Origin of the sequence: Latilactobacillus sp. VITA-14, from assembly GCF_046580785.1 — a bacterium.
Classification (GTDB): Bacteria; Bacillota; Bacilli; order Lactobacillales; family Lactobacillaceae; genus Latilactobacillus; species Latilactobacillus curvatus.
In genome coordinates this window covers 57,286-82,815 of the sequence record NZ_JBJKTM010000005.1, presented here as the reverse complement: position 1 = coordinate 82,815, position 25,530 = coordinate 57,286, and the positions used below count along the sequence as shown (strand labels likewise).

Sequence of the window (25,530 nt, the reverse complement as noted above, 5' to 3'; positions counted from 1 at the left end):
AATAGCGTGTTAACCGGAAAGTAATGGCTTGCAGAACACGTTTAGCGTGTGCCATCAGCCGCACCAATCAAAGAAGCGTTACCCCAATTCACTTTGGAGTAACGCTTTTTATTAGTCTTGCACAGGTTTGTTACGTAGCTTTTGAACGAGTTGCTCGTCTGGTGTCGTATAAAGTGTTTGTTGCCCTTCGTAAATCACAAACCCTGGTCGCGCACCGTTCGGTTTTTTAATCTTCTTAACCTGAATATAATCAACTGGCACGGCCGCTGATAAGCGCGCCTTCGAGAAGTAGGCCGCTAAGTTGCCGGCTTCTTGAAGCGTATCTTCTGATGGATCTGGGCTATCAATAATCACATGAGACCCGGGAATGTTCTTCACATGCAACCAGATATCAGTTTTATGGGCTTTTTTCAAGGTTAATTGATCATTTTGATAGTTATTCTTGCCAACGAAAATCCGGGTGCCATCACTCGCATAGAAAACTTCAGGTTCACTAATCTTGTAACGTTTCTGCTTCTTGGCACCGGTTTTCTTAGCCTTTAAATAACCTTCAGCCTGTAATTCAGCTTTGATATCCTCTAAATCTTTGGGTTCAGCAATTTCAATTTGCGCCATAATCGTGTTGAAGTAGGCAAGTTCTGCTTCGGTCTTTGCCATTTGTTCATTGACGTAGGCAATTGAATTCCGGAGCTTCTGATATTTCGAGAAATACTTCTGCGCATTTTTTGAAGGGCTAATCTGGTTCGACAAGGTAATCTTAAGCGGTTCGTTATTGTCGTAGAAATTGGGCAACGTGACTTCAGTCATGCCACGTTCGACTTCCCGCAAATAGGTGGTCAAAATTTCACCCTTAATCCGGTAATCATCCGCACTGTCGGCTGCTTTTAACGTTTTTTGTAGTTTTTTCAGTTTCTTTTCATCCTTTTGAATCTCGTTGCGGATGAAGTGGATGAGCGCACCACCTTGTTGCTGCACTCGGTCACGCTGCGCCTTGTGTAAGTAATATTGGTCTAACAGCTCACTCAACGTGTCAAAATGGCTCAGTGTCCCTGTCAGGCTCTCATAAGGGAAGGCCGTGAACCACGACTTCTTGTCACCAACTGTTAACGTTGGTGTCACTTGGTCGAATTGCTTGAAGAAATCAGTCACAACCGCCAAATAATTGTCATGATCCATTAAACGGGTTTGTAGTTCAACGGCACTTTCATGACTCATCCCTTGGAAGTGTTGTTGTAACCATTTGACTTGTTCATCAGCAGCTTCGTTATAATAACTTAACCAATCAAGCGTCTTTAAATCAGTCGTAAAACCATCAACCCCGGTTGCAGCCGGTGGATTAACATAATCGGCGCCAGGCATTAAGAACCGATAACGGTTTTGCGAAACACCGACGTGCCGGATTAAATCGAGAATCTTATTGGTCGCTTGATTAATCAAAATCACATTACTATGGCGGCCCATCAATTCAACGATTAAGCATAGTTGTTGTAAGTCCCCCAGTTCATTCCGTGATTTAAAGGTGAATCTTAGAATCCGATCACTTTCAATTTGCTCGATGTTTTCTAAAATGGCGCCATCTAAATACTTCCGTAAAGACATCGCGAAGTTCGGTGGCGTTGCGGGGTTTGCATAAGGCACCCGCGTCACTTGCACTCGCGCATAAGATGGGTGGGCTGATAGGAGAAGGGGATAGGTCTTACGATTTGCCCGAATCGTTAAGATTACTTCGTTTGGATAAGGTTGTTGAATTTTCGTAATTTTGCCGTCTGCTAAAGTTGTATTTAGCTCATTTACAACGGCGTGGGTCATTAAACCATCAAAGGTCATTATTGCTCACACTCTCTATAATTGAATTGTCTTACTTATTGTAACGGTTTTGCAGTGGAACCTCAAAGAAATTAGTTGTTTGCAATCGCTAACACGACTATTGTATAATACAATTATCAAATTGCTTTATACAATTAAAGGGGGATTTACCGTGCGCTCAACCTCAGCAACGTTTAATCAACTGAATCTATTGTATCAAGAACAAAAGAAACACTGGGCGCTACGACTCGACTTGAAGTTAGCCCAAGTCAACATTCTAATGGCCATTGAACCCGATCAAGAACGCATTTCGCACGCAGAATTAATTACGTTAACCAAACTCGATGCATCGACACTCAGTCGGCAGTTAAATACGATGGCTCAAGAAGGGCTGTTAACAAAAGTGACCGGGGCTGATCCGCGCCAACGCGTTTACGCCTTAACACCGACCGCCAAGACGGCATTAAGTACGTTGCAACAACTTCAAACTGCACTTGAAAATCACATTCAACAAAACTGGAGTACCGATGAACAGCAACTTTTAAAAATCCTACTGAACCGTTATTATCAAAGTTTTAATCGACCATTAAAATGAGACGCCCTATACATTTTTCGGAAAATCGGCATTTTTAGGGGAATTAACCTACCATTTATGATATAGTTATTACCGAATAATAAAAAAGTAGGTGTCACCATGAAAATTGCTGTAGTCACTGATAGTACCGCTTATCTCACAGAACAGCAAGTGAAAGACCATCATCTCTTCGTCGTACCTATTCCGGTTATCCTTGATGGCCAGGTCTATGATGAAGGCGTTGATATAACCACTGAAGAGTTCTATCAAAAATTAAAAACATCCGAAACATTCCCCAGTACATCACAACCACCACTGGGTGAAATGTTAAAACTATACGAAGACCTCGGCAACGAAGGGTATGATGCTGTCATCAGCATCCACCTTGCTAGTACCATCTCTGGGTTTGTCACGACATTGAAAAATGCGGCAAGCACCATCGATAACATCCAGGTTGTCCCATACGATTCAGGGATTACTGTGATGTTAATGGGCTACTTAGCAACGGAAGCGGCCAGAATGGCACGCGACCCAGAAGTGACCGTCGACCAGATTATCGCACGCCTTGACGATCTAAAAAGCACAATGGATGAATGTTTCATTGTTAACGACTTACAAAACTTAGTGCGTGGTGGTCGTTTATCAAACGCATCTGCTTTTATTGGTAGCATGTTGAAGATTAAACCGCTTTTAACGTTTGACGCTGACACTAACAAAATTACGGCATTTGAGAAGGTTCGTTCATTGAAGAAGGCTTACGCCCGCGCTGAACAAATTTTTGCTGAAACAGCCGAACGTGTTGACTATCCATTACGCGCACTAATCATTCACGCTAACGATGAACCAGCAGCGATTGCATGGCGTGATAAGCTTCAAGCAAACTATCCAGACTTACCAATTGATATCAGCTACTTTGGCCCAGTTATCGGGACCCATCTTGGTGAAAAAGCCATTGCACTTGCTTGGATTAAAGATTTTGATAAAGCCTAATTTAAAAGCCTGTCGAACAATTCGACAGGCTTTTTTTGTGACTTATAAGATAGAAACGGGTTCTTCTAAGGTAACCAACTTCGTCCCAATTAGCTTATAAATAACGGATTTAACGGCTACTTTTTGAACAATGTTGAGCGGTTCCTCGTTTAAATTGAATTCATTAACCGTTGATTGCGCGTTAATATTCGCAATTTCGGCATTAAATAACCGCACAAACTGATCATATGCCTTACCAGCGGTGTCGTTTGCCAACGATTGCGAAATCCCTTGTTTAATGACATCGAGCGGGAAGACTAATTTCATAATGCTGACCACAATCAATTCGGCTAAATGATCCCGATTATAGCGTTTCTTTTCCGGTCGTTCAATAATCGCCATTTTGACATAGCTATTAATCATTGTTTTCGTTATTTTAACGTCCAACAAAGGACTCAGTCGTTTATTGACCTCACTAATGACTTGGTCCATATAGAGGTCTAAATCTGGAAATTCAGACCATAATGGTAACCGCAATTGTTGAAAGTCACCCAACCATTTTTCAAATTCTTGTGATTGCATACTGATTAACGCCACCAATCTGTTGATAGTATATTTATTATGCCATAGCAATTATCATTTGTCACTAACATAGAATCGAATTCTATTATCTATTGACTTATAATCTACATTCGCGCTATAATACTCGGCAAATAGAGAAAAAGAGGCGAGAACCATGCAACTTTCCACGATTAAACGACAACAACTGATTTATGAAATATGGAATGCCATTACCCACGGGATTGGTTTTTTCGGTAGTTTAACGTTAGTCATCATGCTCCTGGTCAAAAGCATTCATAAAACACTCTCACCAGTCGCGATTGCTAGTCTAGCAGTGTATGGCGCCACATTACTGCTACTGTATCTCGCTTCGACTTTATTTCACTGCTTAGCATTTACCAAGGCCAAGCGCGTGTTTCAAATATTCGATCATAGCAATATTTTCTTGCTGATTGCTGGTACCTACACGCCATATTGTTTGATTTTTATTGGCCATGCAACAGGAATTAGCTTACTGATTGCAATCTGGACACTAGCGATTGCCGGTATTATAACGCACATTTTGAGCCACGGTCGGTACCAAAAGATTGAAACAACGATTTACGTTGTGATGGGGTGGTTATGTTTATTAGCTGGTAAGACCCTTTATGTCAACCTCAGTCCAGTTGGTTTTTGGCTGTTAGTCAGTGGTGGCGTAGTCTTTACCGTTGGCGCTCTAATTTATAGTTTTCCTAAAATTCCTGGCTTACATTTGATTTGGCACTTTTTCGTAATGCTCGGAACGACCCTGATGTTTTTTTCAATTTACCTCAACATTTAACTTGAAGGAGTACAACTCATATGACAATTAAAATTGTAACGGACTCATCGATTCAACTGACAGCAGACGAACGCGCCAAATATGACATTCACATCGTCCCCTTAACGATTCAACAAGGAAATGAGTCTTTCATTGATGGACAAACCATTACCCGCGCTGAATTTTTAAGTCGCTTACAAAATGCAACGACCGATTTTCCAACAACAAGTCAGCCAACTGTCGGCAGTTTCGTCGATTTATATGATCAATTAGGGGCTGATGGTAGTACGATTCTATCGATTCATTGTACCGGCTTGTTAAGTGGCACAATCGAAGGGGCACACACAGCAGCCCACCAATCAACAAGTGACGTACACGTGATTGATAGTAAAGCAATCGACCGTGGACTTGCTTATCAAGTGGTTGCTGCCGCCCAAGACGTTGAAGCAGGGAAGCCTCTTGATGATATTATCGCGCATCTCGATGACATCCGTCGTAAAACCGAAACCTACGTCTTTTTAGATTCACTTGACGCGCTTCAACGCGGTGGTCGAATTAGTAGAATGGCCGGGCTATTAACGAAAATCATTAAACTCAAGGTAATTGTGCGCTTAACAGATACGGAATTAGAAGTCGTCGCAAAGGGGCGGGGACTAAAAGCTTTTACAAAAGAACTCAACAATATCCGTGAATACTTAGCCACCCAAGACGTTGCGGAAATCGGCATCTCACACGTCGGAATCACGGATGAACTATCCGCTAAGATCCAAGCAACGCTTGAAGAAACACAGCCCCATGTGCCTTATACAGTCGCACTAACCAGCCCGGTCATTATGAGTCACGTTGGCCTAGGGGCGTTTGGTATTTTCTATCGGACAAAATAACAGCTGACAAGAACGTCTCATTCGAGGCGTTCTTTTTTATTGCCCCTTAAAATTGCGCAAAATCTAGTTGCGTTATTTCAAAGAATCGTTTATATTAGAATGAACGTTCTAATAAGAGAGGAGCATCCAGATGCGGACAAAAACATTTGAATCACCGGTTGTCTTAGACAAAGCCATGCTTGTCTTTTGGCAACAAGGCTATGAGAATACCTCAATGCAAAACCTAGTTGATGCAATGGGGATTCACCGGCGCAGTATTTACGATACATTCGGCGATAAACATGAACTGTTTATCCAAGTACTAGCACATTATCGTGACCAAATTAACGAGCGTTTCGAGCAAGTACTGGCAACGCATACCGATTTAAGGTCGCGCTTAACAGCCATTTTTGAAATATTTATTGACCATCCGGATAACCAACCAGCCGGCTGCTTAGTGGTGAATACCGCGGCAACGTTAAATTCATTAGAACCAGACATCCAAACGCTGATTCAGCATTATTTAACCCAAGAAAAAGCACTGTTGCAGGCATTACTGATTGCCGGCCAGGCCGAACTAGAACCGTCTGTTGCAATTGATCTTTTAGCTGCATCGCTTCAAAGTGCGCTCATTGGTATCCGGGTCATGGCTAAAGTGAACCCAGATTCAACTACGCTAACAGCAATTGTGCAACAAACTCTACAAACACTCCCGTGGAAAGAGGTTTTCTAATATGAAAGCAGCTCAAATTAAAAAATATAATCAAACACTAGCTGTCACGATTCAAGAAATTGATCGCCCACAACCGCTAGCCAATGAAGTACTCGTCAAAGTCGCCTATGCAGCGGTGAATCCATTGGATCCAATGAATATCCGCGGCGATACTAAATTAATGCAAAACTATGCTTTACCACTGACTTTAGGTAATGAAATTGCCGGTGAAATCACAGCGATTGGAACAGACGTCACTGATTTCAAAGTCGGGGATCAAGTCTATGCGCGTTTACCATTGGCTAAAATCGGTGGCTTTGCTGAATATGTCGCGGTTACCACCGATGCAATCTGGTACACGCCAAAGGATTTATCGCTACGTGAAGCCGTTGCAATCCCACTGACTGGCTTAACGGCTTATCAGGGGCTATTTGAGGAATTGGCAGCCCAATCGAACCGAACGCTGTTTATCCCTGGTGGTTCAGGCGGTTTCGGTCAAATAGCCGTCCCAATCGCAAAATCACTAGGCTTAACCGTGATTGTTTCAGGCAATGCAGCCGCGCGAGATCACATTTTGAATTTGGGTGCTGACCAATATATCGATTACAAAACAACCGATTACTGGGAAGTTTTAGATCAAATCGATTACGTGATTGATACACGCGGTGGAGCAGATATTGAACGTGAAATGGCGATTATGAAGCCGGGCGGGCGGATTTTAAGCTTGATTGCCGGTCCAAACAAACAATTCGCTAAACAATTGCAATTACCATTTTGGAAGCAACTCTTATTCTCGTTGGCCGGGCGGAAATGGGATCGCCTCGCTAAAAAAGCGGGCGTTGAATATCGCTTTATTTTCGTTCGTTCAGATGGTGCCCAACTCAAAAAAATCACTGAAATTGTTGAACAACAAGCGATTGTACTAGCCATCGATCCGCATCAATTCGATTTAGCACACGTTAAAGAGGCACTAGAACTTGTTGCTCACGGCCATCCAACTGGTAAAGTGGTGATTAAGGTTCAAGCGGGCTAATCAAGATGACTTATCTAACAACCCCCAACCAATTTATTCAAGATCAACAAGGCCAACGGTTTGCTTACCGCGAAGTGGGTACCGGTCGCGGCTTACCACTTGTTTTATTGAATCACTTATCAGCCACTTTAGATAACTGGGACCCTGCATTAATTGACCTGATCAGTCAGCAACGACGCGTGATTGTCTTTAATAATCGTGGTGTTGGTTTCTCGGATGGCAAAGTCCCCACGACGATTGAGCAAATGGTAGCTGATTGTTATGCTTTTATAACAGCTATGCAGCTCACTCAATTCGATTTACTTGGATTATCGATGGGTGGTTTTGTTGCACAGGCCTTCACTTTAAAATACTCCTCAAGTGTTAATCACTTAATTTTAGTCGGAACAGGTCCCCAGGGTGACTCAGAAATCGCCAAAGTGGGGCGCATAACAACTTTTGACTTAATTCGGTCCTTCTTAACGCATAGAGACGTTAAGGAATACCTCTTCTTCACCAGAACGCCCCAAGGCAAACAGGCTGGTAAAGCGTTCATTAACCGGTTAAAACAGCGTGAAATTGTTGAAGATAAAGCCATTACGTTAGCCGCTTATCGTCGTCAATTAATGGCAATTAAACAGTATGCGCACGATCAACCGGCAAACCTGGCACAAATTAACCAACCAACATTGATTGTCAACGGCGATCACGATCGAATGGCACCTGTTAATGGTTCATATGAATTACATGAACGGATTTTAAATTCCCAATTAAAACTTTACCCAGATGCTGGTCATATGGCGTTATTCCAAAATCCAAATGACTTTGCAGCTTTGTTGGCTCAGTTTTTAAATCACTAATTACAGAAGCGTCATTTTAATATGGCGCTTTTTTGCTGCGCTTAAACGCTGGTGACGAGTGGGTAGGCTTAGTTAATTTTTTAAATCTATTTTAGTTTACATAATATATATTATGCGAAGAAACGCTTATCCCTTAAAAGAGCGCTAAAATAACCACTTATTATCCAACATCATTCAATTGATTTGATGAACCGCACTTAATGCGTTTGTTTTTTACACTGCACGATTCATAAACTATTACAAGTTACTCAACGCCAATATGATGAATCAAACTGACTGGCCAACCGATATCGCCAAACTTAACTTTAAATTCAGAATTCATCTAAGCTCAGGCACAAATCCGTGATTAATCTGACGATTATGGCAGATTTTAATTGGTAAATACGCATATTAACACATCTTAGCCTTAAAACTCACATATCAAATCGTTAAAAAAGGCCTTAAACGTTGATATACCAACTTTTAAACGGAATAAGGATCTTTAGGTTGCTATGCAGATAGTCGAATAAGACCATCTGATCATCAGTTTGCGGAACGGTTTGCAATACAAGTGTTGTTAAAATTATGGTTTTAACAACACTTGTAGTATTCTCACCTCATTTTTGCTAAACTATCTTTAAACTGTTAATTAAGGAGTCTTCCATCATGGATCAACAACGTTACTTAGAACTCTGCGAAAAGCAACTCGCCAATCTTCCGGATTACATTCGTAAATTCTACATTAACCGCCAGGCAAACGCCTACTCTTCTGCAACGCTCTATCAATACTTACAAGAATACGTTCGCTTTTTCACCTGGTTAGTTGATGAACAGATCGTCGCGGTCCCCTCTATCGACCAGATGCCACTGACCGCACTCGAAAAAATGAAACTCGAAGATATTGAGCTCTACAAGATTTTTCTAATGAATAAGCGTAAACAAAATAACCATAAGCTCTCCTTTCAAGCCGTTAACCGCTCGATTAACGCATTAAATGCGCTCTGGTACTTCTTAACCATTGAAGCCGAACAAGCTGATGGTGAGCCTTATTTTTACCGAAACGTCATGAAGAAGGTGAAACTACTTAAAGCTTCAGAAACAATGGCGACACGTTCACGACACATCAGCAAACAACTGCTGACCGGTGAAAAGAAACACGACTTCATCACCTTCATGCAAGTTGATTACCCTAACTTGCTTTCTAATCGCCAACTGGCATCATACAAGCAAAATTGCGAACGCGATATTGCCATCTGTGTACTGGCGCTGGCAACGGGCATCCGACTATCAGAGTTGGCCCAAGCCAACATCAACGATTTGAATCTTGAACAACTTACAATTACCGTGATCCGTAAAGGCGGACAGCAAGATACTGTCCCAATTGCTCCGTGGAGTTTACCTTTTTTAAGGGATTACTGCCAGATTCGTAAATCACGCTATCTAAAAGAAGATAATGAACAAGCCTTATTTGTCAGTCGCTATCGTGGCAGCGCCAAGCGTATGAGCAACTATGCCATTGAAAAGTTAGTCGCGAAGTATTCTGAAGCATTTGGCGTGCGTCTCACACCACACAAGTTCCGCCATACACTTGCCACTGATCTCATGGCGGCAACTCATAGTGAAACAATTGTTGCGACCCAACTAGGCCAAACGACCACGCAAGCTACTCACTTATATACGCACGTCGTTGCTGATGAACAACGCTCGGCAATGGACCAGCTTGAATAGCCACTATTAGTGCTCTTCTTGGCAACGATTATCAACGTCGTTCTAACAGTCATTTGGTTTACATCAATTCGTCGATTTACACATTGCTTGACTTATACCAGCTATCGAGTATACTGAAAGCGTTCCTAAAAATTAAATGTTAACCATCGCAAAGGGGAGCCATTGGCTGAGAGTGATTTTAATCAGACCCTTCGAACCTGTTTGTTAAGACAAGCGTAGGAATTGTGATGGAGTTGAAATGATAACTCCTTTTTTGTGTTGGTTGAACAAGAAAAGGGGTTATTTTTATGCAACATCAGCGTCTATTGATTCAAATTGAAGGGGCAATCATCGCGGCATTTGCCGTGGCATTGGAATACATCCCCCATACAGCGGGGCCTTCCGCAATCGAAGTCTCCTTTGGGATTATCCCTATTGTAATCTACAGTTTACGCCGTGGTGCCATTCCTGGAATGGTCTCCGGCTTAATCTGGGGTCTACTAGACTTAATCTTACGTGGATTAGGAAACGGTAGTGTCTTGAACGTATGGCAAGGATTGCTAGAATTTACCATTGCCTTCATGGTTGTTGGTTTAGCAGGTATCTTACAACGACCTATTCAAGCAAGTATTCAAAATCATACAAAAGTCAAAACGATGACCCTTTTATGGATGGCCGCATTTTTTGGTACTTTTGCAAAATACTTCTGCCACTTCTTAGCCGGTGCCGTTTATTGGGGCTCATACGCTCCCAAAGGTATGAATGCTTGGCTATACTCGCTCACTGTTAACGGTGGCAGCTTTATCGCTAGCTTCATTCTAACCGGCATCGTTCTATGTATTTGTTTAGCCATGGTGCCTAAGTTATATTTACCAAAAGACATGGTTTTACACGTACAATCTGAAAAATAAACAAAAAAAGAGCCGTATTAACACTTGAATGGTGTTAATACGGCTCTTTTTAATTCCCTTAACGATCCGTTCTAGCTCGTAATGCATATAAGATTGAAACTGTATCGACAACCTCTTGGAATAAAGCCCCCACTAATGCTGGAACAATCCCGGTGCTGGCAATCAACATTAACCCAATACAGATTGCAATCCCAATCAAAACCGCCTGGCGAGCAACGCGCATCGTGTCACGCGCGATTTGAACGGCACGACTAACCCGTCCTAAATCATCTTTTAGAATCACCACATCCGCTGATTCACTTGCGGCTGTTGCGCCATGGGCCCCCATCGCAATCCCGACATCAGCACTTGCCAGTGACGGTGCATCGTTGACCCCATCACCAACCATAATTAGTGGGCGTTGGTCTTGCGGTACTTGTTCAATTAAATGAATCTTATCGACTGGCAGACAGCCTGCATGGACGTCATCAATTCCGACTTGTTCCGCAATCTGGTGCGCAGTTGTCGCTTGATCGCCTGTCAACATCATCAAACGCGTAATCCCCAGTTGATGGAGCGTCTGCATCGTGGCCGGTGCTTCTGGTCGTAAATGATCGATAAACGTAATGTACCCCGCATATTGATCATTGATCGCAACGTAAACAGTGGTTTGTTCTTGCAGAGGCTGTTGCGCATCTGGCGTCACGAATTGATGTTTCCCAACACGAACCGTTTGTCCAGACGACAGCGTCGCAACTACCCCAGCGCCCGTTGCTTCTTTTAATGTTTCAATTGGTTGTAATTGTTCTACCTGTGCCGCTTTAACAAGTGACCGTGCTAAAATATGCGAAGATTCTTGCTCCGCACTAGCCGCCAATTGCAATAAATCGGTTGGTGCGATACCAATCACTGACACAACTTGGTCAACCGTCAATTGACCATTCGTAATTGTTCCAGTTTTATCAAACGCTGCTGATTTAGCAGACGCTAATTTTTCAATTGTTGTGCCAGCCTTGACAATAATCCCGTTTCGACTAGCACGACTCATCCCTGAGATTAACGCGATAGGCGCTGCCAATATTAATGGGCACGGCGAAGCCACGACAAGCACTTCTGCAAACCGTACTGGATCCTTAGATAACCACCAAGCTACTCCAGCAATCACATACGCAACTAATGTAAATGGCACGGCATATCGATCAGCTAAGCGCACAAAATGCGCTGGTTGTGCCGCAGAGGTCTCTACAAGCCGTACAATTGCTTGATATTGGCTATTAACGGCTAATTGGTCAACTTGCATGGTAACCGACGTATCGCCGTTCACAGAGCCTGATATGAGCTCATCATTTAGTGCTTTTTCAACGGGGCGTGATTCACCCGTTAACGATGATTCATCGAATAAAGCACTTCCTGCAATAATATGCCCATCAACAGGGACCAATTCGCCAGGTTTAATAATCACTTGATCACCAACTTGAAGCTTATCGACTGAAACATCTTCGACCGCATCATTAACAAGGCGATGCGCTGTTTGCGGAGAATTATCAAGTAATGTCTTTAACTCACGGCCTGCTTTATGCGCTGCATAGTCTTCCAATGAGTCGCCACCAGTTAACATGACCAAGACCATTAATGCTGCCCAATATTCACCGACTGCTAACGTCGCAATAATAGCGGTAATCGCTAATAGATCCACCCCGTATTGACCAGATTTTAGCGTTTTAATCATCTCAATAAACATCGAGAGCGCTACTAAGCTCCCCGCTAAACTCACTAAAATCTGTGCCCACAATGGCTCATGTAGCAAAAACGCCAAGCATAGCGCAATCACACCCACACTAATTGTTAAGGCAAACTTGATGGTATGTTTCATCGTCAATCGCTCCTTCTTGTGAATTCATTTACATTATAACACATTTTTAGTTAGATTAGAATAATTCCAATCTGGCGGCACACAAAAAAAGCCCCCCAAATTAATGAGGGGTCTTTTTTGCAGATAGTTGGTTTATAATAGCAGTCTGCACGGCAGTCATCGCTGCTAATAATAGAGTCATTCGTTTTATCACGGGTGATGTTTTTTTTTGATTAGAGAGTGCTTTTTCAGTTTTATGAATAATCGATTCAATCGGGGCTTGTGCCTCGACTAAGGCTTCGACTGTTATGTCTGTGTGCCCGTTCAATAAATCACGACCAACTTCTAATGCGTAAAGCCTATTTTTTAATAAAGTAAATTGAGCCGAACCCGCTACAAACTGCAGCTGACTCTTTTGGCAATTTCGAATTGTCGCTTCAATCACTTGAATTGCATCAATGCTTTCCTCGGTCATTTACCTATCCTCCTAATAAAAAAATAAAGCCCCGAAGGACTTTATTATTAATCGTTATTAAAATGCTTCTGTTAATTGTGGAACCACTTGTTTCTTACGTGAAACAACACCGGCTAATTGTGCACGATGGTTGTTCAATTTTACGTTGAATGCTTTTTCAAAGGCTTCTGCTGGTTCACCGATAACAAGCGCTTCTGAGTTACTGTTTAAGATGTCAGTAATCAAAAGTACGAATAAGTCGTAACCATTAGCTTTATTGTCTGCTTCGATAGCAGCTTCAAAAGCAGCTTGGCGTTTGAAGACCGCTTCGATATCAACTGTATTCACTTGATCGATACGCACTTTTTTACCAGCCATATCGAATGTTTTAGCATCTGCTTCAATTAATTCAGCTTCGCTCTTATCATCTAAGTTAGTGCCCGCTTTTAACATTTCAAGACCATATGATTCGAAATCAATATCAGCAATTTCAGCCAATGTCTTAATCGCAATCCGATCTTTTTCAGTTGTTGTAGGTGATTTCATCAACAACGTATCTGAAATGATAGCACTCATCATTAAACCAGCTAATTGAGCTGGAATTTCAACTTTGTTTTCGTTGAACATTGATAATAAAATTGTGCTGGTACAGCCAACTGGTTCAGCGCGGTAGAATAATGGGCTGACTGTTTCGAAGTTTGCAATTCGATGATGATCAACAACGTGCGTCACTGTTAAATCTTTGATATCGGCAACACTTTGTTGGCTTTCGTTATGATCAACCAACATCACACTGTCAACTTCACTGCTTGCTTCTTTAATGATGCGAGGGGTTGCTGCTGCAAAATGACGCAATGCATAGCTTGTTTCTTCATTAGGTTCACCTAGCGCAACGGCTTCTACGTCGTTTCCTAGTTGTTGTTGAAGATAAGCAAACGCCATTGCCGCAACAATTGCGTCTGTATCTGGGTTTTGGTGACCGAATACTAATTCTTTACTCATATTTATACAGACCTTCCTTTTAAAAAAATAACATCCTAATTATACCAAAAATATTAGACGATTCTACGGTTTTGCTCTCTAATCCGTGTTAAATAATCTTTTTCTTCTAAATAATGGTCGAATTCACGGAAAAAGCTATTAATCCGTGGAATATCTTCCTTTTCCTTGCGGAAGACAAAAGCTAATTCGAACTGAATGGCCGGATCAAATTGAACCGCGTTTCCCTTAAGTCCCAAATTATGTGCTTCATAAAAACTCTTTGGTAAAGCTGTACTTAATTCAGTTGCTTCAGCAAAACGCATGATTTCAAATGGTGATGTGAATTGAGCCGCACTCACTGGACGATCAACCAATTGATTCTTATAGGCTTCACTGATGAATTGATTTAAATAGTATTCATCTGGGTATGTCACCCATTTATTATCTAATGTATCTTTAAAACGGATCTTCTTACGCGTCTTTAAAGCAGGATCTTGGCTGATAAAGAGTAAGCGTTCATCCACAATCTTATGTGACTTATAAGGTTTCCAGTTCTTAATGCTGTCATCTGGCAAATACATAATGGCAATATCAATTTTATTATTTTCAAGTCGGTCCCAGATTTCTTTCCGAGTCAATAAGTGCATGCTGACTTCGATGTCAGGAAATTGTTTATAGTATTGAATTAAGAAGGATTGGATAACACTGATTTCCATCGATGCTAAAATCCCAATATTAATCTTACCGCGCGTCGCACTCGTTGAACTTTGAATTTTATCCATCGCAGTATTTAATAAATCATGAATCTGATGGGTAGCATCCAACATCGTCCGACCAGCATCCGAAATATGTAACTTCTTGCCGACTGAATAAAATAAAGGCGCGCCGACTATCCGTTCTAATTTTTTAATCTGTTGGGTTAAAGCAGGTTGCGTGATACCGAGTAGTTGTGCCGCTTGGGTATAATTCATCGTTTCCGCTAACTGTAGGAAATAGGTTAATGTTTTAGAGGGGAAGATATTTTCTTGTCTTGTTTTCATTTTCAAATCTCCGTTCTTTAGTTTACGCCTATCATTATAATAATAAAGATATAAAAAAAGAGCAACCCCTTTCGTTGCTCATTCTTATTAAAGGCTTAAAATTTTCTTATGTTAGCGTTGCTGCTTTGGATAGTCTGCTGTATGCAATAGACGCTCCGCATTGACAACGCGATCGTGGGTCGGTGGTTCAATCCCCGCTAACGGATATTTAATCCCCATCTTTTCGTATTTCACGATTCCCATCGTATGGTAGGGCAACACTTCGACTCGGTCAACATTGTTTAACGTTTGAATATAATCCCCTAGACGAGTGAGATACTCATCGTAATCCGTCCGTTCTGGAATCAAGACGTGCCGAATCCACATATGATGACCATGATTTGACATATATTCAATCATTTCCAAAATATGTTCGTTAGAAAAGCCGGTTAACTTTTTGTGCCCCGCTGGATCAATATGCTTAATATCGACCATTGAAAGATCGGTATATTTCATCAATTCTTTGAATTTACTAAAGAAGGGTTCTTTATACGTAAACGGCTGCCCACAAGTATCCAAACAGGTATTAATCCCTTGTGCCTTACACTTTTTAAATAAATCAATTAAAAAATCAATTTGAATTAAGGATTCACCACCGCTACAGGTAATTCCGCCATCTTTACCCCAGAAGGCCTTATATGGCAGTGCCTTTGCGATTAATTCGTCTGCGGTATAAGCTTCTCCGCTACCAATATTCCACGTATCTGGATTATGACAGAATTCGCAACGCATGCGACAGCCTTGTAAAAAGGCGACAAACCGAATTCCGGGACCATCCACTGAACCAAATGTTTCAATCGAATGAACATATCCAATTGGCACCTCTGGTGTTATCGGGGTTTCTGGAACAACATTTTCAGTTGATAACCGTGTTGTAAATTTAATTGCCATTTCACTTTCACCTCTTAAAAGAAAAGCTATGCTTTCTGGTAAAGTCGTTAATTCGCGTTAACGACCTTACCAGAAAGCGGATATTGCTATCCACTTTCGTTAGATTACATTTCGTCAAAGAACGTTCTTGAGATAACGTCGTCTTGTTGTTCCTTCGTTAAATCAGCGAAGTAGACACAATAACCTGAAACCCGAACCGTTAATGTTGGGTATTCTTCTGGATGTTGTTGTGCATCCATTAAGGTTTGCTTATTGAAGACGTTGATATTTAAATGCATCCCTTGATTAATCATGTAACCATCGACCATGTTCACAAGCGCGTCTTTACGTGCTTCATCATCATGCCCTAATGTATTTGGTGTGACACCAAACGTATTTGAAATCCCATCAGTTGCATAACGGTATGGAATCTTCGCAGTTGAAAGTAATGATGCTAAAGCACCGTTCTTTTCAGCACCGTATGCTGGGTTAGCACCTGGTGAGAATGGTTCGCCAGCTTGACGACCATTTGGTGTTGTCCCAGTATTCTTACCATACACAACATTTGATGTGATTGTTAAAACAGATGTTGATAATTTTGAGCCACGATATAAATGATGCGTATTCATCTTCGTATAGAAAGTCTTCACTAACCATTTAGCGATATCGTCAGCGCGGTCGTCATTGTTCCCATAACGTGGATAGTCTGGATTTTGCGCTTCGAAATCGACTGCCATACCGTCTTCATCACGGATAACTTTAACTTGGCCGTATTTAATCGCTGAGATTGAATCAACCGCATGTGATAGACCAGAAATACCAGTCGCAAATGTCCGGTCTAAACGACTATTCTTCAATGCCAATTGTGCTGATTCATAGTAATACTTATCATGCATGTAGTGGATGGTGTTTAAAGCATTAACGTAAACGTCTGCTAACCAATCTAACATCTTATCGTATTTACCCATGAATTCTTTGTAATCAATGATTTCACTTGTAATTGGTTGATAAGCTGGGCCGACTTGAGCTTTGCCTAATTCATCGATCCCGCCGTTAATTGCGTAAAGGATTGTCTTAGCCAAGTTAGCACGCGCACCAAAATATTGAACGCCGTCTGCAATTGGTTGTGCAGAAACACAGCATGCAATCCCATAATAGTCACTCCCCCATTCATTACGCATCAAATCATCGTTTTCGTATTGAATCGTTGAACTCTTAATTGAAACTTCTGTTGCATAGCGCTTGAAACCTTCTGGTAAGCGATCTGACCAAAGTAAGGTGATATTAGGTTCTGGAGCAGCACCCATATTTTCCAATGTCTTCAAGACACGGAAGGCAGTCTTAGTGACATGATGACGACCATCCATACCAATCCCACACATTGATAATGTTGCCCAGATTGGATCACCTGAGAATAATGAATTATAATCTTCTGTCCGAATGAAACGAACCATCCGTAACTTCATGACAAAATGGTCAACCATTTCTTGCGCTTCAGCTTCTGTAATTAAGCCCCGCTCTAAATCACGTTGGATAAAGATATCCATCGTTGTATCAATCCGGCCAACTGACATCGCAGCCCCGTTTTGTGTCTTAATAGCGGCTAAGTAACCGAAGTAAATCCATTGAATTGCTTCTTGGGCATTCTTAGCAGGTCTTGAAATATCAAAGCCATAGCTAGCAGCCATTTTCTTCATATCTTGTAAAGCACGATATTGTTCATTGATTTCTTCACGAAGACGAATGACATCGTCTGTCATTTCACCGTCGCCAACACCATTAAAGTCACGGACTTTTTCTTCAGCTAAACGATCAATCCCATAGACTGCAATCCGTGGTAAGTCAGGAATAATCCGACCACGTGCATAGGCATCTGGAAGGCCCGTAATAATCTTGTAGTGACGTGCTTTACGCATGTCTGGTGTATAAGCATCAAAAACACCTTGATTATGTGTCTTGCGGTATTCGTTAAAAATCTTGTGTTGTTCTGGATCAGTCTTAAAGCCATATGCTTCCAAGGCATCTTCGGCCATCCGAATCCCACCAAATGGCATGAATGCGCGTTTTAATGGGGCATCAGTTTGTAATCCAACAATCTTTTCAAGATCCTTGTTTAAATAACCAGGGCCGTGTGACGTAACTGTTGCAGGATTATCATTGTCTGCGGCTAAAACACCACCTGCTTCACGTTCTTGTTTCTTCAATTCCATTAGTTGATCATTTAACGTTGTTGTTGCTTCGGTTGGACCAGCTAAGAAACTTTCATCACCGTCATAGGCAGTAAAGTTTTGTTGGATGAAATCACGAATATCAATTTCATCTTGCCAGTCACCTTTGTTAAAGCCGCCCCAATAGTCGGCTAAGTTAATTTTTTCGGTTTTTACCATGTGGATTACCTCCATTAGTCAAGTGTTATTTATCACAGTTTTCACAAATTTAGTATAACACATCACATAGTTTATGCAAGCCCTTTCTTTTTGATTGTTTAGAAACTCTTAAACTCTTTTGAAAGATTGATTTATAGCTATTTATCTACTTAAAATATTTTTATAACCCCACCATTTAAATTGTGCAAAACTTATTTTGCTGTTATAGTACAAAACCAAAAAAATCCGCATCTTATGTATAACAGAAAAAAGCAAGTCATCACATAGATGACTTGCTTTTTTATTATTTTGACTCGTCTTCATTTTTAACTGGAATAGTCGTTTGAACAAATGCCGGTTGTCCAACTTCATCAACATCCATCACAAAACTACCGTTCGAATAACGGTCGGCAGTTGCATGTTGATAAGGGTTAATTGCAATCACTTCTTGCTGATCAGTATGAATCAGTAACTCGCTTGCCTGCTCAACACTAACCATTGCTGCTACCCGATGTGGTTCTTTCTTCAATTCACGGAGAATTAAGACCCCACGACGCGCACGACTTGTTAAACCAACCTCACTTAAGAGCATCCGTTTAAAGGCGCCCCGTTGCGTCATAATGGCAACGGCTGCATGTTTATCTTCTGGATGATATAACGTAAAGCCGGTGACAACATCCCCATCTTTGAGATCCATTAATTTGACCCCACTGGCCTTAGCACCTGATACAGAGACTTCAGATAAGGTAAAACTCAATCCATAACCTTTATAGCTAGCACTAAAGACGGCTAGCCCTTCATCACTTGGAATCCAGTTCACGTTTGTCACATGAGCATCTGCATGCAACTTAATAAAGTCTTGTGCCTTAGAACGATATGTTCGACTTGGCAAGAGGTCAGAGAAGGCAGTTTGTTTAATATAGCCATCATCCGTCCCAATCACAAAATAGCCAGCCTGTTCATTTGGCTTAAAGGCAAATGCTGCAATAATCGCTTCATCAGCCGCCAAACCAATCGATTGCGAAATATGTTCGCCCATTTCCTTCCATTTCAAATCAGCAATTTCATGAACTGGTCGTTGAATTAAATGTCCGTAATTGGTGAACATCATCAATTGATCTAAGGTTTGTAGTGGCTTTTGTAAAATGGCAAAATCGCCGTCTTTCAAACCGCTGTCGGCCCCTTCAGATGCTTGATACGAGCGCAAACTACTACGTTTCAAGTAGCCGTCATGGCTAACTGCAACCATGACGGTTTCGTCAACAACAGTCACACTTGTATCAATTTCAAGCGTCTCAATTTGTGCTTCAATTTCAGTTTTTCGGTCACTCCGATAAGTTTTGACCATTGCTTTTAACTGCGCCTTAATCACCCGTGTAAGTGCTTTTGGATCACCAAGAATCATCCGGTATTCCTTAATCGCTGCATCAAGTTCAGCTGATTCTTGTTCCAAAGCAGTCACATCGGTATTCGTTAACCGGTATAATTGCAGTGAAACAATCGCTTCAGCTTGGGCTTCTGTGAAGGCGTAGCTTGCCACTAAATTATCTTTAGCGTCTTTTTTATTCTTGCTACCACGAATCGTCGCAATCACTTGATCTAAAATCGAGAGCGCCTTGATTAGCCCTGCGACAATGTGCTGACGATCCAATGCCTTTTGTAAGGTATATTTTGTCCGCCGAATCACGACTTCTTCTTGATGTTCCAAGTAGGCATGGAGGATTTCTAATAAGCCAACCTGTTTAGGTTGCATATGCGAGATGGCGACCATATTAAAGTTATATGTGATTTGCAGATCCGTATTTTTGAACAGATAATTCAAGATCCCTTGACTATCCGCTTGCTTTTTCAATTCAACAACGACTGATAAGCCCATCCGATCACTTTCATCTCGTACTTCAGCAATCCCATCGACCTTCTTTAAAACGCGTAATTCATCAATCTTCTTGACCATCATAGCCTTGTTGACTTCATAAGGAATTTCGCTAATCACGATTTGTTCCCGATTGCCGCGTAATTGTTGGATGCTGGTTTTTGCCCGGACGACAACTCGACCGCGACCAGTTTCATAGGCTTTCTTAATCCCATCGACCCCTTGTAAGATCCCACCAGTTGGGAAATCAGGTCCTTTGATGAAGGTCATCATTTTTTCTAACGTTGCATCGGGATGATCCAATAGATAGACCAAGCCATCAGTCACTTCACCTAAATTATGTGGCGGAATTTCAGTCGCGTACCCAGCTGAAATCCCAGTTGCCCCATTCACTAAGAGGTTTGGGAACCGAGCTGGTAAAACAGTGGGTTCTTCAGCGGTATCATCGAAGTTTAAAACGAAATCAACCGTCTTTTTATCGATGTCCTTGAGCATTTCACCAGCAATCTTACTTAAGCGTGCCTCAGTATACCGCATTGCTGCTGGTGGATCCCCATCCATTGACCCATTATTCCCATGCATTTCAATCAGTGGTTCACGTAATTTCCAGTCCTGACTTAACCGGACCATCGCTTCATAAATTGAACTATCCCCATGCGGATGGAAATTCCCCATGACATTCCCGACAGACTTCGCTGACTTCCGGAACCCTTTATCATAAGTATTCCCATCGATGGACATTGCGTATAAAATTCGCCGTTGAACGGGTTTTAACCCATCGCGAATATCTGGTAACGCCCGCTCTTGAATGATGTATTTTGAATAGCGGCCAAAGCGGTCGCCCATGACTTCTTCAAGCGTTAGCTCTTGAATTTTTTGTGCTTCATCAGCCAAATTTAATCACTCACTTTTCTATTCGTCTAATTGGTCAAATAAATCCACTTCAGCGCTTGAAGTTGTCGGTGCTGGTTGACCATTCGTTGTATCTAAGATGCTACCATCTTCAGCCATTGTGAACTTAACGTTTTCTTCAATCCACTTCCGACGTGGTTCAACTTTATCGCCCATCAACGTTGTGACGCGGCGTTCAGCTAAGGCTGCATCATCAATCCGCACCCGAATTAACGTCCGACTCGTTGGATCCATTGTGGTATCCCAAAGTTGATCAGCATTCATTTCACCCAACCCTTTGAAACGTTGTTGACTGTAGCCTTTACCCATTTCTTTAGCGACGACTTTCAATTCATCATCAGTCCAAGCATAGGCAATCTTCGTTTTTGCCCCAGCACCTTTTTGGAGCTTATACAATGGTGGCAAGGCAATGTAGACTTTTCCGGCTTCAATTAACGGCCGCATATAGCGGTAGAAGAAGGTTAACAACAAAATTTGAATATGGGCCCCATCGGTATCCGCATCGGTCATGATGATGACTTTATCGTAATTGCTGTCTTCAAGTTTGAATTCAGCCCCGACTCCGGCCCCAATCGTGTAAATCATCGTGTTGATTTCTTCATTTTTTAGAATTTCTTGTAATTTCGCTTTTTGGGTATTTAAAACTTTGCCCCGCAATGGCAAAATTGCTTGGAATTTCCGATCGCGCCCTTGCTTAGCAGAACCCCCAGCAGAATCCCCTTCGACCAAGTACAATTCATTCTTCGCCGCATTTTTCGATTGCGCTGGTGTTAGCTTCCCAGATAATAAGCCATCGGATTTCTTCTTTTTCTTACCATTTCGACTTTGTTCACGTGCTTTACGCGCAGCTTCACGTGCTTCGCGTGCTTTTAATGATTTACGCACTAAGGCTTGCGCAAATTCACCATTTTCAAGTAAGAAAAAGCTCATTTGTTCATAAACCAAACTATCGACAGCTGTCCGCGCTTGTGGCGAGCCTAGCTTACCCTTGGTTTGCCCTTCAAATTGCAAGAGTTCTTCTGGAATCCGGACAGACAAGACGGCACTAAGACCTTCACGTACGTCGGAGCCTTCCATGTTTTTATCCCGTTCTTTGAGCAAGTTTACCTTGCGGGCGTAATCGTTAAAAGCTTTGGTTAAGCCGGCTTTCATCCCAGCTTCATGGGTCCCACCATCACCTGTCCGGACATTATTCACAAATGACATGATGTTTTCGGAGTAGCCATCGTTATATTGACCCGCAAATTCGACTTCAATGTCTTCTTTGGTGCCTTCGAAATATAACTTATTACCAATCGTATCTTTATCTTCGTTCAAATAATCGACAAATGATTGAATCCCTTCTGGGTAATGGAAGACATCTTCACGTGCTGGCTCAGCGCGTAAATCGGTCAACGTAATCTTGACATCTTTGAGTAAAAAGGCAGATTCGCGTAATCGTTCTGCTAAGGTATTGTAGTTATAAGTAGTCGTTTGAAAAATTGTCCCATCTGGCTTAAACGTAATTAACGTGCCGTTTGGTTCTTTAGCTTTGCCAACTTTTTTCAAGGTACCAACCGGGTGGCCCCCATTTTCAAAGCGTTCTTCGTAGGCAACACCATCACGCACAACGCGGACGGTCAACCATTCGGATAAGGCATTGACGACACTCGCGCCAACCCCATGCAAACCGCCGGATGTTTTATAACTGTTTTGGGTAAATTTCCCACCTGCGTGAAGCACTGTCAAAATAACTTCAATCGTAGGAATCCCAGATTGGTGCATCCCAGTCGGCATCCCACGACCATGATCACGGACACTAATACTATTATCCGCGCCAATTACGACGTTGATTTCTGAACCAAAACCAGCCAAGGCTTCATCGACAGCGTTATCGACAATTTCGTACACCAAATGGTGCAAGCCGCGACCGTCAGTTGAGCCAATGTACATGCCAGGCCGTTTTCGAACTGCTTCTAGACCTTCTAAGACCTGAATCGAATTATCATTATAATCTTGTTTTTGATTTGGCATTCAAGTATGACTCCTTTGTTTAAAAATGAACAGATAAGGTATATTATCAACAAGTTTGGATGATTTTACAATCAAAAATTTAAAATTTCTTGCCAATACAAATGTATGTTCGTATTCACCTATTCTAACATACAATATTCCTTTTCCCTTGTCAAAATGCTAAAATAGGGGAAATAAATGCCACAAATAGGAGTTTTTGTCATGAAACTTAGTCTTATCTTTATTCTTGCGTACCTGATCGGTTCATTCCCATCAGGCGTTATTATCGGCCGCGTTTTCTGTCATAAAGATCCCCGAGATGCTGGAAGCCATAATATCGGCACAACTAACTCGTATCGCGTGCTCGGCCCAATCGCTGGGACAGCCGTTTTATTTCTTGATATTTTAAAAGGCACACTTGCTGCTAGCCTACCGATGATTTTTCACATCCCCAATCATGCATTGGTCTTAATCGTCGGCTTAGCGGCCGTTGTCGGTCATGCTTACTCCATCTTTTTACACTTTACGGGGGGAAAAGCCGTTGCAACCAGCGCAGGCATCTTACTGGCATACAATCCACTTTTCTTCGTAATTGCCAGTACCATCTTTATCAGTGTCATCCTGATTACAAGTATGGTTAGCATGGCTAGCATCCTCGGTCCATTGATGATTGCGATTTTATCGTTTTACACGCATGATTGGCTACTCGGTTCGATTGCGACCTTGGTCTTACTTTTCTTGGTCTACCGGCACCGCGAAAATCTACAACGCATTAAAAATGGCACTGAAAACTTAGTGCCATTTGGCCTGTACTATCGCTATAAACAAAAACATCAATAACTAAAAAAACGCCAAACGGGCGTTTTTTTGTGCAATCAGTTAAAGATCAATCAATTGTTCCCGTTCATTGTAAAATGATCGATAAGCTAAGTAACACGCAATCACTGAACCAAGACTCGTTGCCGATAATAACATAAAGGTCACTAATATCTGGTACATAATGGCCTTGACTGGATCAATTCCGGCAAAAATCAGGCCCGACATCATCCCTGGCAGGCTGACAAGCCCCATCGTTTTAGCGGAATCGATCGTGGGTGACATCCCCGTACGAATACTCTCACGAATAATGGCAATTGATGCTTGTTTAGCGGTCGCTCCCAAGGCGAGTCGTTCCAAAACAGGTTGCCGTTCATCCTTAAATTGCGCCAGTAAGCTGCGGTAACTCAAGCCAATGGCGACCATCGAGTTGGAAGCAATCATCCCAGTAATTGGAATAATTTGCGATGGAATAAACTTAATCGCCCCAGATAAAACAAGTAATCCTAACGTGACCCCAGTACTTGTTAAAATTGCGATAAATGAAATTGGAAACCCGCTGCGTAGTTTCCCCGCCCGCTTTTTGGCATTTGCTGCGGCGTTAAAAATAATGATCAGCATCATCAATAACGTTAGCCACACATCGTTAATATGAAAAATGAATTTCAGTAAATAACCAACGATAAATAATTGAATGATTGCGCGAAAAACACTGATAATCATATCTTTTTCAAGACCGATTTTTTCATGGAAGCTAATGACTAATGCGACAAACACTAATGTCACAGCAAACGTCAGTGAAAGACCATTAACGGCTAAGTTCATCTTGATTTACCAATTCGCCAGTAACAATTTGCACCTGGCGCCCTTTCCGTTGTAATTCTTCTGTATCGTGGGTAATGGCAATAATTGTGAGCCCGCAATCCTCATTGAGGTGCTGGACAAACGCCAATACAATTGCCTTATTAGCGGCATCTAAACCAGTCGTAATTTCATCAAGTAATAAAACTTCCGGTGGAAATAAAACATTACGAATCAAGGCAATTCGTTGCTTTTCACCGCCCGATAACGTGGTAATTTTTTTCGTTAGTGGCATGTTGGCCAACCCAACCGCTGCCAACGCTTTTTCAATTGCTGCCATATCGATCGGTAAATTACGAATCTCGTATGGAAAACGTAAATTATCCCCGATTGTTTCACCAAATAACGTTGCTTGTTGAAAACAATACGAAACCTTTTGTCGATACTGGTTTGGACTAAACTGGGTCAGTGGTTGATCATTTAATAAAATGGTACCACTTGTCGGCGTTAGTAAGTCCGCAATTAACCGTAACAAAGTACTCTTACCACCCCCAGAAGGTCCTGTAATCGTTAAGTAACTGCCTTTTTCAACGGTTAAATTAATGTCGGTTAAAATCACTTGTTGATCAACCTGATAAGATAATCGTTCGATTTTTAATTGAATCATAAGTCCCTCCTGACAATTATTTAATTCATAGTATACACGAAATTCACTTAATTAGTGTCTTCTGCTGATTGAAAAAAGGACACCTAAAAGCTTATACTAATATTAGGATATATTAAGTGATGGACGTTCCGTCCG

Annotated in this window: 22 protein-coding genes and 1 riboswitch; of the genes, 10 read left to right on the top strand and 12 right to left on the bottom strand. The window is 41.7% G+C overall.

Annotation, left to right across the window (positions count from 1 at the left end; all coding sequences use genetic code 11):
* Positions 1-111 precede the first annotated feature (111 nt).
* Positions 112-1,827, bottom strand: a complete 1,716-nt coding sequence (locus ACF1X7_RS03645) for an NFACT RNA binding domain-containing protein (protein WP_039098991.1) — start codon at positions 1,825-1,827, stop codon at positions 112-114.
* Between the two features lie 151 nt (positions 1,828-1,978).
* Here ACF1X7_RS03645 and ACF1X7_RS03640 point away from each other — a divergent pair, with 151 nt between their 5' ends.
* Both ACF1X7_RS03640 and ACF1X7_RS03635 read left to right on the top strand, forming a co-directional pair.
* A complete protein-coding gene (locus ACF1X7_RS03640; RefSeq protein ID WP_064777146.1) occupies positions 1,979-2,401 on the top strand; it encodes a MarR family winged helix-turn-helix transcriptional regulator in 423 nt (140 codons plus the stop codon).
* Positions 2,402-2,500: 99 nt separating this feature from the next.
* Complete coding sequence (locus ACF1X7_RS03635; protein ID WP_411162432.1) at positions 2,501-3,370, top strand: DegV family protein; 870 nt, start codon at positions 2,501-2,503, stop codon at positions 3,368-3,370.
* A 42-nt stretch (positions 3,371-3,412) separates the two neighbouring features.
* Here ACF1X7_RS03635 and ACF1X7_RS03630 read toward each other — a convergent pair whose 3' ends face one another.
* Positions 3,413-3,931, bottom strand: a complete 519-nt coding sequence (locus tag ACF1X7_RS03630; RefSeq protein WP_035186420.1) for a DUF1836 domain-containing protein — start codon at positions 3,929-3,931, stop codon at positions 3,413-3,415.
* Positions 3,932-4,085: 154 nt separating this feature from the next.
* On the opposite strand from ACF1X7_RS03630, the gene trhA reads away from it, so the two are divergent.
* The 7 genes from trhA (at position 4,086) to thiT (ending at position 10,753) form a co-directional block, all read left to right on the top strand.
* On the top strand, positions 4,086-4,730 hold the full coding sequence (trhA, locus tag ACF1X7_RS03625) for a PAQR family membrane homeostasis protein TrhA (RefSeq protein ID WP_004270416.1): 645 nt from the start codon (positions 4,086-4,088) through the stop codon (positions 4,728-4,730).
* 20 nt (positions 4,731-4,750) lie between these two features.
* Positions 4,751-5,593 carry a DegV family protein gene (locus ACF1X7_RS03620; RefSeq protein ID WP_039098988.1) on the top strand — a complete coding sequence of 281 codons (843 nt, stop codon included), beginning with the start codon at positions 4,751-4,753 and terminating at the stop codon, positions 5,591-5,593.
* A 130-nt stretch (positions 5,594-5,723) separates the two neighbouring features.
* The gene (locus tag ACF1X7_RS03615) at positions 5,724-6,305 is read left to right on the top strand and encodes a TetR/AcrR family transcriptional regulator (RefSeq protein WP_146955319.1); all 582 of its coding nucleotides are present in this window, start codon (positions 5,724-5,726) and stop codon (positions 6,303-6,305) included.
* Between the two features lies 1 nt (position 6,306).
* Positions 6,307-7,317, top strand: a complete 1,011-nt coding sequence (locus tag ACF1X7_RS03610) for an NADP-dependent oxidoreductase (RefSeq protein WP_411162431.1) — start codon at positions 6,307-6,309, stop codon at positions 7,315-7,317.
* 5 nt (positions 7,318-7,322) lie between these two features.
* Positions 7,323-8,156 carry an alpha/beta fold hydrolase gene (locus ACF1X7_RS03605; protein ID WP_411162430.1) on the top strand — a complete coding sequence of 278 codons (834 nt, stop codon included), beginning with the start codon at positions 7,323-7,325 and terminating at the stop codon, positions 8,154-8,156.
* 645 nt (positions 8,157-8,801) lie between these two features.
* Positions 8,802-9,863 carry a tyrosine recombinase XerS gene (gene xerS / locus ACF1X7_RS03600; RefSeq protein WP_052202739.1) on the top strand — a complete coding sequence of 354 codons (1,062 nt, stop codon included), beginning with the start codon at positions 8,802-8,804 and terminating at the stop codon, positions 9,861-9,863.
* A 142-nt stretch (positions 9,864-10,005) separates the two neighbouring features.
* Positions 10,006-10,102, top strand: a riboswitch (TPP riboswitch).
* A gap of 48 nt (positions 10,103-10,150) precedes the next feature.
* Positions 10,151-10,753, top strand: a complete 603-nt coding sequence (gene thiT / locus ACF1X7_RS03595; RefSeq protein ID WP_039098985.1) for an energy-coupled thiamine transporter ThiT — start codon at positions 10,151-10,153, stop codon at positions 10,751-10,753.
* Positions 10,754-10,811: 58 nt separating this feature from the next.
* Here thiT and ACF1X7_RS03590 read toward each other — a convergent pair whose 3' ends face one another.
* The 8 genes from ACF1X7_RS03590 to parE all read right to left on the bottom strand — a co-directional run bounded on the left by ACF1X7_RS03590 (position 10,812) and on the right by parE (position 23,132).
* Entirely contained in the window at positions 10,812-12,605 is a 1,794-nt protein-coding gene (locus tag ACF1X7_RS03590) for a heavy metal translocating P-type ATPase (RefSeq protein WP_064777141.1), read from the bottom strand.
* 100 nt (positions 12,606-12,705) lie between these two features.
* The gene (locus ACF1X7_RS03585) at positions 12,706-13,059 is read right to left on the bottom strand and encodes a hypothetical protein (protein WP_064777140.1); all 354 of its coding nucleotides are present in this window, start codon (positions 13,057-13,059) and stop codon (positions 12,706-12,708) included.
* 57 nt (positions 13,060-13,116) lie between these two features.
* On the bottom strand, positions 13,117-14,040 hold the full coding sequence (locus tag ACF1X7_RS03580; RefSeq protein WP_004271208.1) for a manganese-dependent inorganic pyrophosphatase: 924 nt from the start codon (positions 14,038-14,040) through the stop codon (positions 13,117-13,119).
* A 53-nt stretch (positions 14,041-14,093) separates the two neighbouring features.
* On the bottom strand, positions 14,094-15,059 hold the full coding sequence (locus tag ACF1X7_RS03575) for a LysR family transcriptional regulator (RefSeq protein ID WP_039099401.1): 966 nt from the start codon (positions 15,057-15,059) through the stop codon (positions 14,094-14,096).
* Between the two features lie 111 nt (positions 15,060-15,170).
* Positions 15,171-15,989: a pyruvate formate-lyase-activating protein gene (gene pflA / locus ACF1X7_RS03570; protein WP_004271207.1), complete on the bottom strand. Its 819-nt coding sequence runs from the start codon at positions 15,987-15,989 to the stop codon at positions 15,171-15,173.
* Between the two features lie 104 nt (positions 15,990-16,093).
* Positions 16,094-18,355 carry a formate C-acetyltransferase gene (gene pflB / locus ACF1X7_RS03565; protein ID WP_039099402.1) on the bottom strand — a complete coding sequence of 754 codons (2,262 nt, stop codon included), beginning with the start codon at positions 18,353-18,355 and terminating at the stop codon, positions 16,094-16,096.
* 283 nt (positions 18,356-18,638) lie between these two features.
* On the bottom strand, positions 18,639-21,101 hold the full coding sequence (parC, locus tag ACF1X7_RS03560) for a DNA topoisomerase IV subunit A (RefSeq protein WP_081272993.1): 2,463 nt from the start codon (positions 21,099-21,101) through the stop codon (positions 18,639-18,641).
* 18 nt (positions 21,102-21,119) lie between these two features.
* Positions 21,120-23,132: a DNA topoisomerase IV subunit B gene (parE, locus tag ACF1X7_RS03555; protein WP_004270294.1), complete on the bottom strand. Its 2,013-nt coding sequence runs from the start codon at positions 23,130-23,132 to the stop codon at positions 21,120-21,122.
* A 201-nt stretch (positions 23,133-23,333) separates the two neighbouring features.
* Between parE and plsY the strand changes: the two genes are divergently transcribed.
* Positions 23,334-23,951 carry a glycerol-3-phosphate 1-O-acyltransferase PlsY gene (gene plsY, locus ACF1X7_RS03550; protein WP_004270300.1) on the top strand — a complete coding sequence of 206 codons (618 nt, stop codon included), beginning with the start codon at positions 23,334-23,336 and terminating at the stop codon, positions 23,949-23,951.
* Between the two features lie 39 nt (positions 23,952-23,990).
* Here plsY and ACF1X7_RS03545 read toward each other — a convergent pair whose 3' ends face one another.
* Both ACF1X7_RS03545 and ACF1X7_RS03540 read right to left on the bottom strand, forming a co-directional pair.
* On the bottom strand, positions 23,991-24,752 hold the full coding sequence (locus ACF1X7_RS03545) for an ABC transporter permease (RefSeq protein ID WP_064777139.1): 762 nt from the start codon (positions 24,750-24,752) through the stop codon (positions 23,991-23,993).
* On the bottom strand, positions 24,736-25,395 hold the full coding sequence (locus ACF1X7_RS03540) for an ATP-binding cassette domain-containing protein (RefSeq protein WP_064777138.1): 660 nt from the start codon (positions 25,393-25,395) through the stop codon (positions 24,736-24,738). Before ACF1X7_RS03540 ends, ACF1X7_RS03545 begins: the two co-directional genes overlap by 17 nt.
* Positions 25,396-25,530: the final 135 nt, after the last annotated feature.

What these genes read in the sequence shown, in the direction of transcription:
- ACF1X7_RS03645 (WP_039098991.1), bottom strand. Translation starts at nt 1,827, where the DNA reads ATGACCTTTGATGGTTTAATGACCCACGCCGTTGTAAATGAGCTAAAT.
- ACF1X7_RS03635 (WP_411162432.1), top strand. Translation starts at nt 2,501, where the DNA reads ATGAAAATTGCTGTAGTCACTGATAGTACCGCTTATCTCACAGAACAG.
- ACF1X7_RS03630 (WP_035186420.1), bottom strand. Translation starts at nt 3,931, where the DNA reads ATGCAATCACAAGAATTTGAAAAATGGTTGGGTGACTTTCAACAATTG.
- trhA (WP_004270416.1), top strand. Translation starts at nt 4,086, where the DNA reads ATGCAACTTTCCACGATTAAACGACAACAACTGATTTATGAAATATGG.
- ACF1X7_RS03620 (WP_039098988.1), top strand. Translation starts at nt 4,751, where the DNA reads ATGACAATTAAAATTGTAACGGACTCATCGATTCAACTGACAGCAGAC.
- ACF1X7_RS03615 (WP_146955319.1), top strand. Translation starts at nt 5,724, where the DNA reads ATGCGGACAAAAACATTTGAATCACCGGTTGTCTTAGACAAAGCCATG.
- ACF1X7_RS03610 (WP_411162431.1), top strand. Translation starts at nt 6,307, where the DNA reads ATGAAAGCAGCTCAAATTAAAAAATATAATCAAACACTAGCTGTCACG.
- ACF1X7_RS03605 (WP_411162430.1), top strand. Translation starts at nt 7,323, where the DNA reads ATGACTTATCTAACAACCCCCAACCAATTTATTCAAGATCAACAAGGC.
- xerS (WP_052202739.1), top strand. Translation starts at nt 8,802, where the DNA reads ATGGATCAACAACGTTACTTAGAACTCTGCGAAAAGCAACTCGCCAAT.
- thiT (WP_039098985.1), top strand. Translation starts at nt 10,151, where the DNA reads ATGCAACATCAGCGTCTATTGATTCAAATTGAAGGGGCAATCATCGCG.
- ACF1X7_RS03590 (WP_064777141.1), bottom strand. Translation starts at nt 12,605, where the DNA reads ATGAAACATACCATCAAGTTTGCCTTAACAATTAGTGTGGGTGTGATT.
- ACF1X7_RS03585 (WP_064777140.1), bottom strand. Translation starts at nt 13,059, where the DNA reads ATGACCGAGGAAAGCATTGATGCAATTCAAGTGATTGAAGCGACAATT.
- ACF1X7_RS03580 (WP_004271208.1), bottom strand. Translation starts at nt 14,040, where the DNA reads ATGAGTAAAGAATTAGTATTCGGTCACCAAAACCCAGATACAGACGCA.
- ACF1X7_RS03575 (WP_039099401.1), bottom strand. Translation starts at nt 15,059, where the DNA reads ATGAAAACAAGACAAGAAAATATCTTCCCCTCTAAAACATTAACCTAT.
- pflA (WP_004271207.1), bottom strand. Translation starts at nt 15,989, where the DNA reads ATGGCAATTAAATTTACAACACGGTTATCAACTGAAAATGTTGTTCCA.
- pflB (WP_039099402.1), bottom strand. Translation starts at nt 18,355, where the DNA reads ATGGTAAAAACCGAAAAAATTAACTTAGCCGACTATTGGGGCGGCTTT.
- parE (WP_004270294.1), bottom strand. Translation starts at nt 23,132, where the DNA reads ATGCCAAATCAAAAACAAGATTATAATGATAATTCGATTCAGGTCTTA.
- plsY (WP_004270300.1), top strand. Translation starts at nt 23,334, where the DNA reads ATGAAACTTAGTCTTATCTTTATTCTTGCGTACCTGATCGGTTCATTC.
- ACF1X7_RS03545 (WP_064777139.1), bottom strand. Translation starts at nt 24,752, where the DNA reads ATGAACTTAGCCGTTAATGGTCTTTCACTGACGTTTGCTGTGACATTA.
- ACF1X7_RS03540 (WP_064777138.1), bottom strand. Translation starts at nt 25,395, where the DNA reads ATGATTCAATTAAAAATCGAACGATTATCTTATCAGGTTGATCAACAA.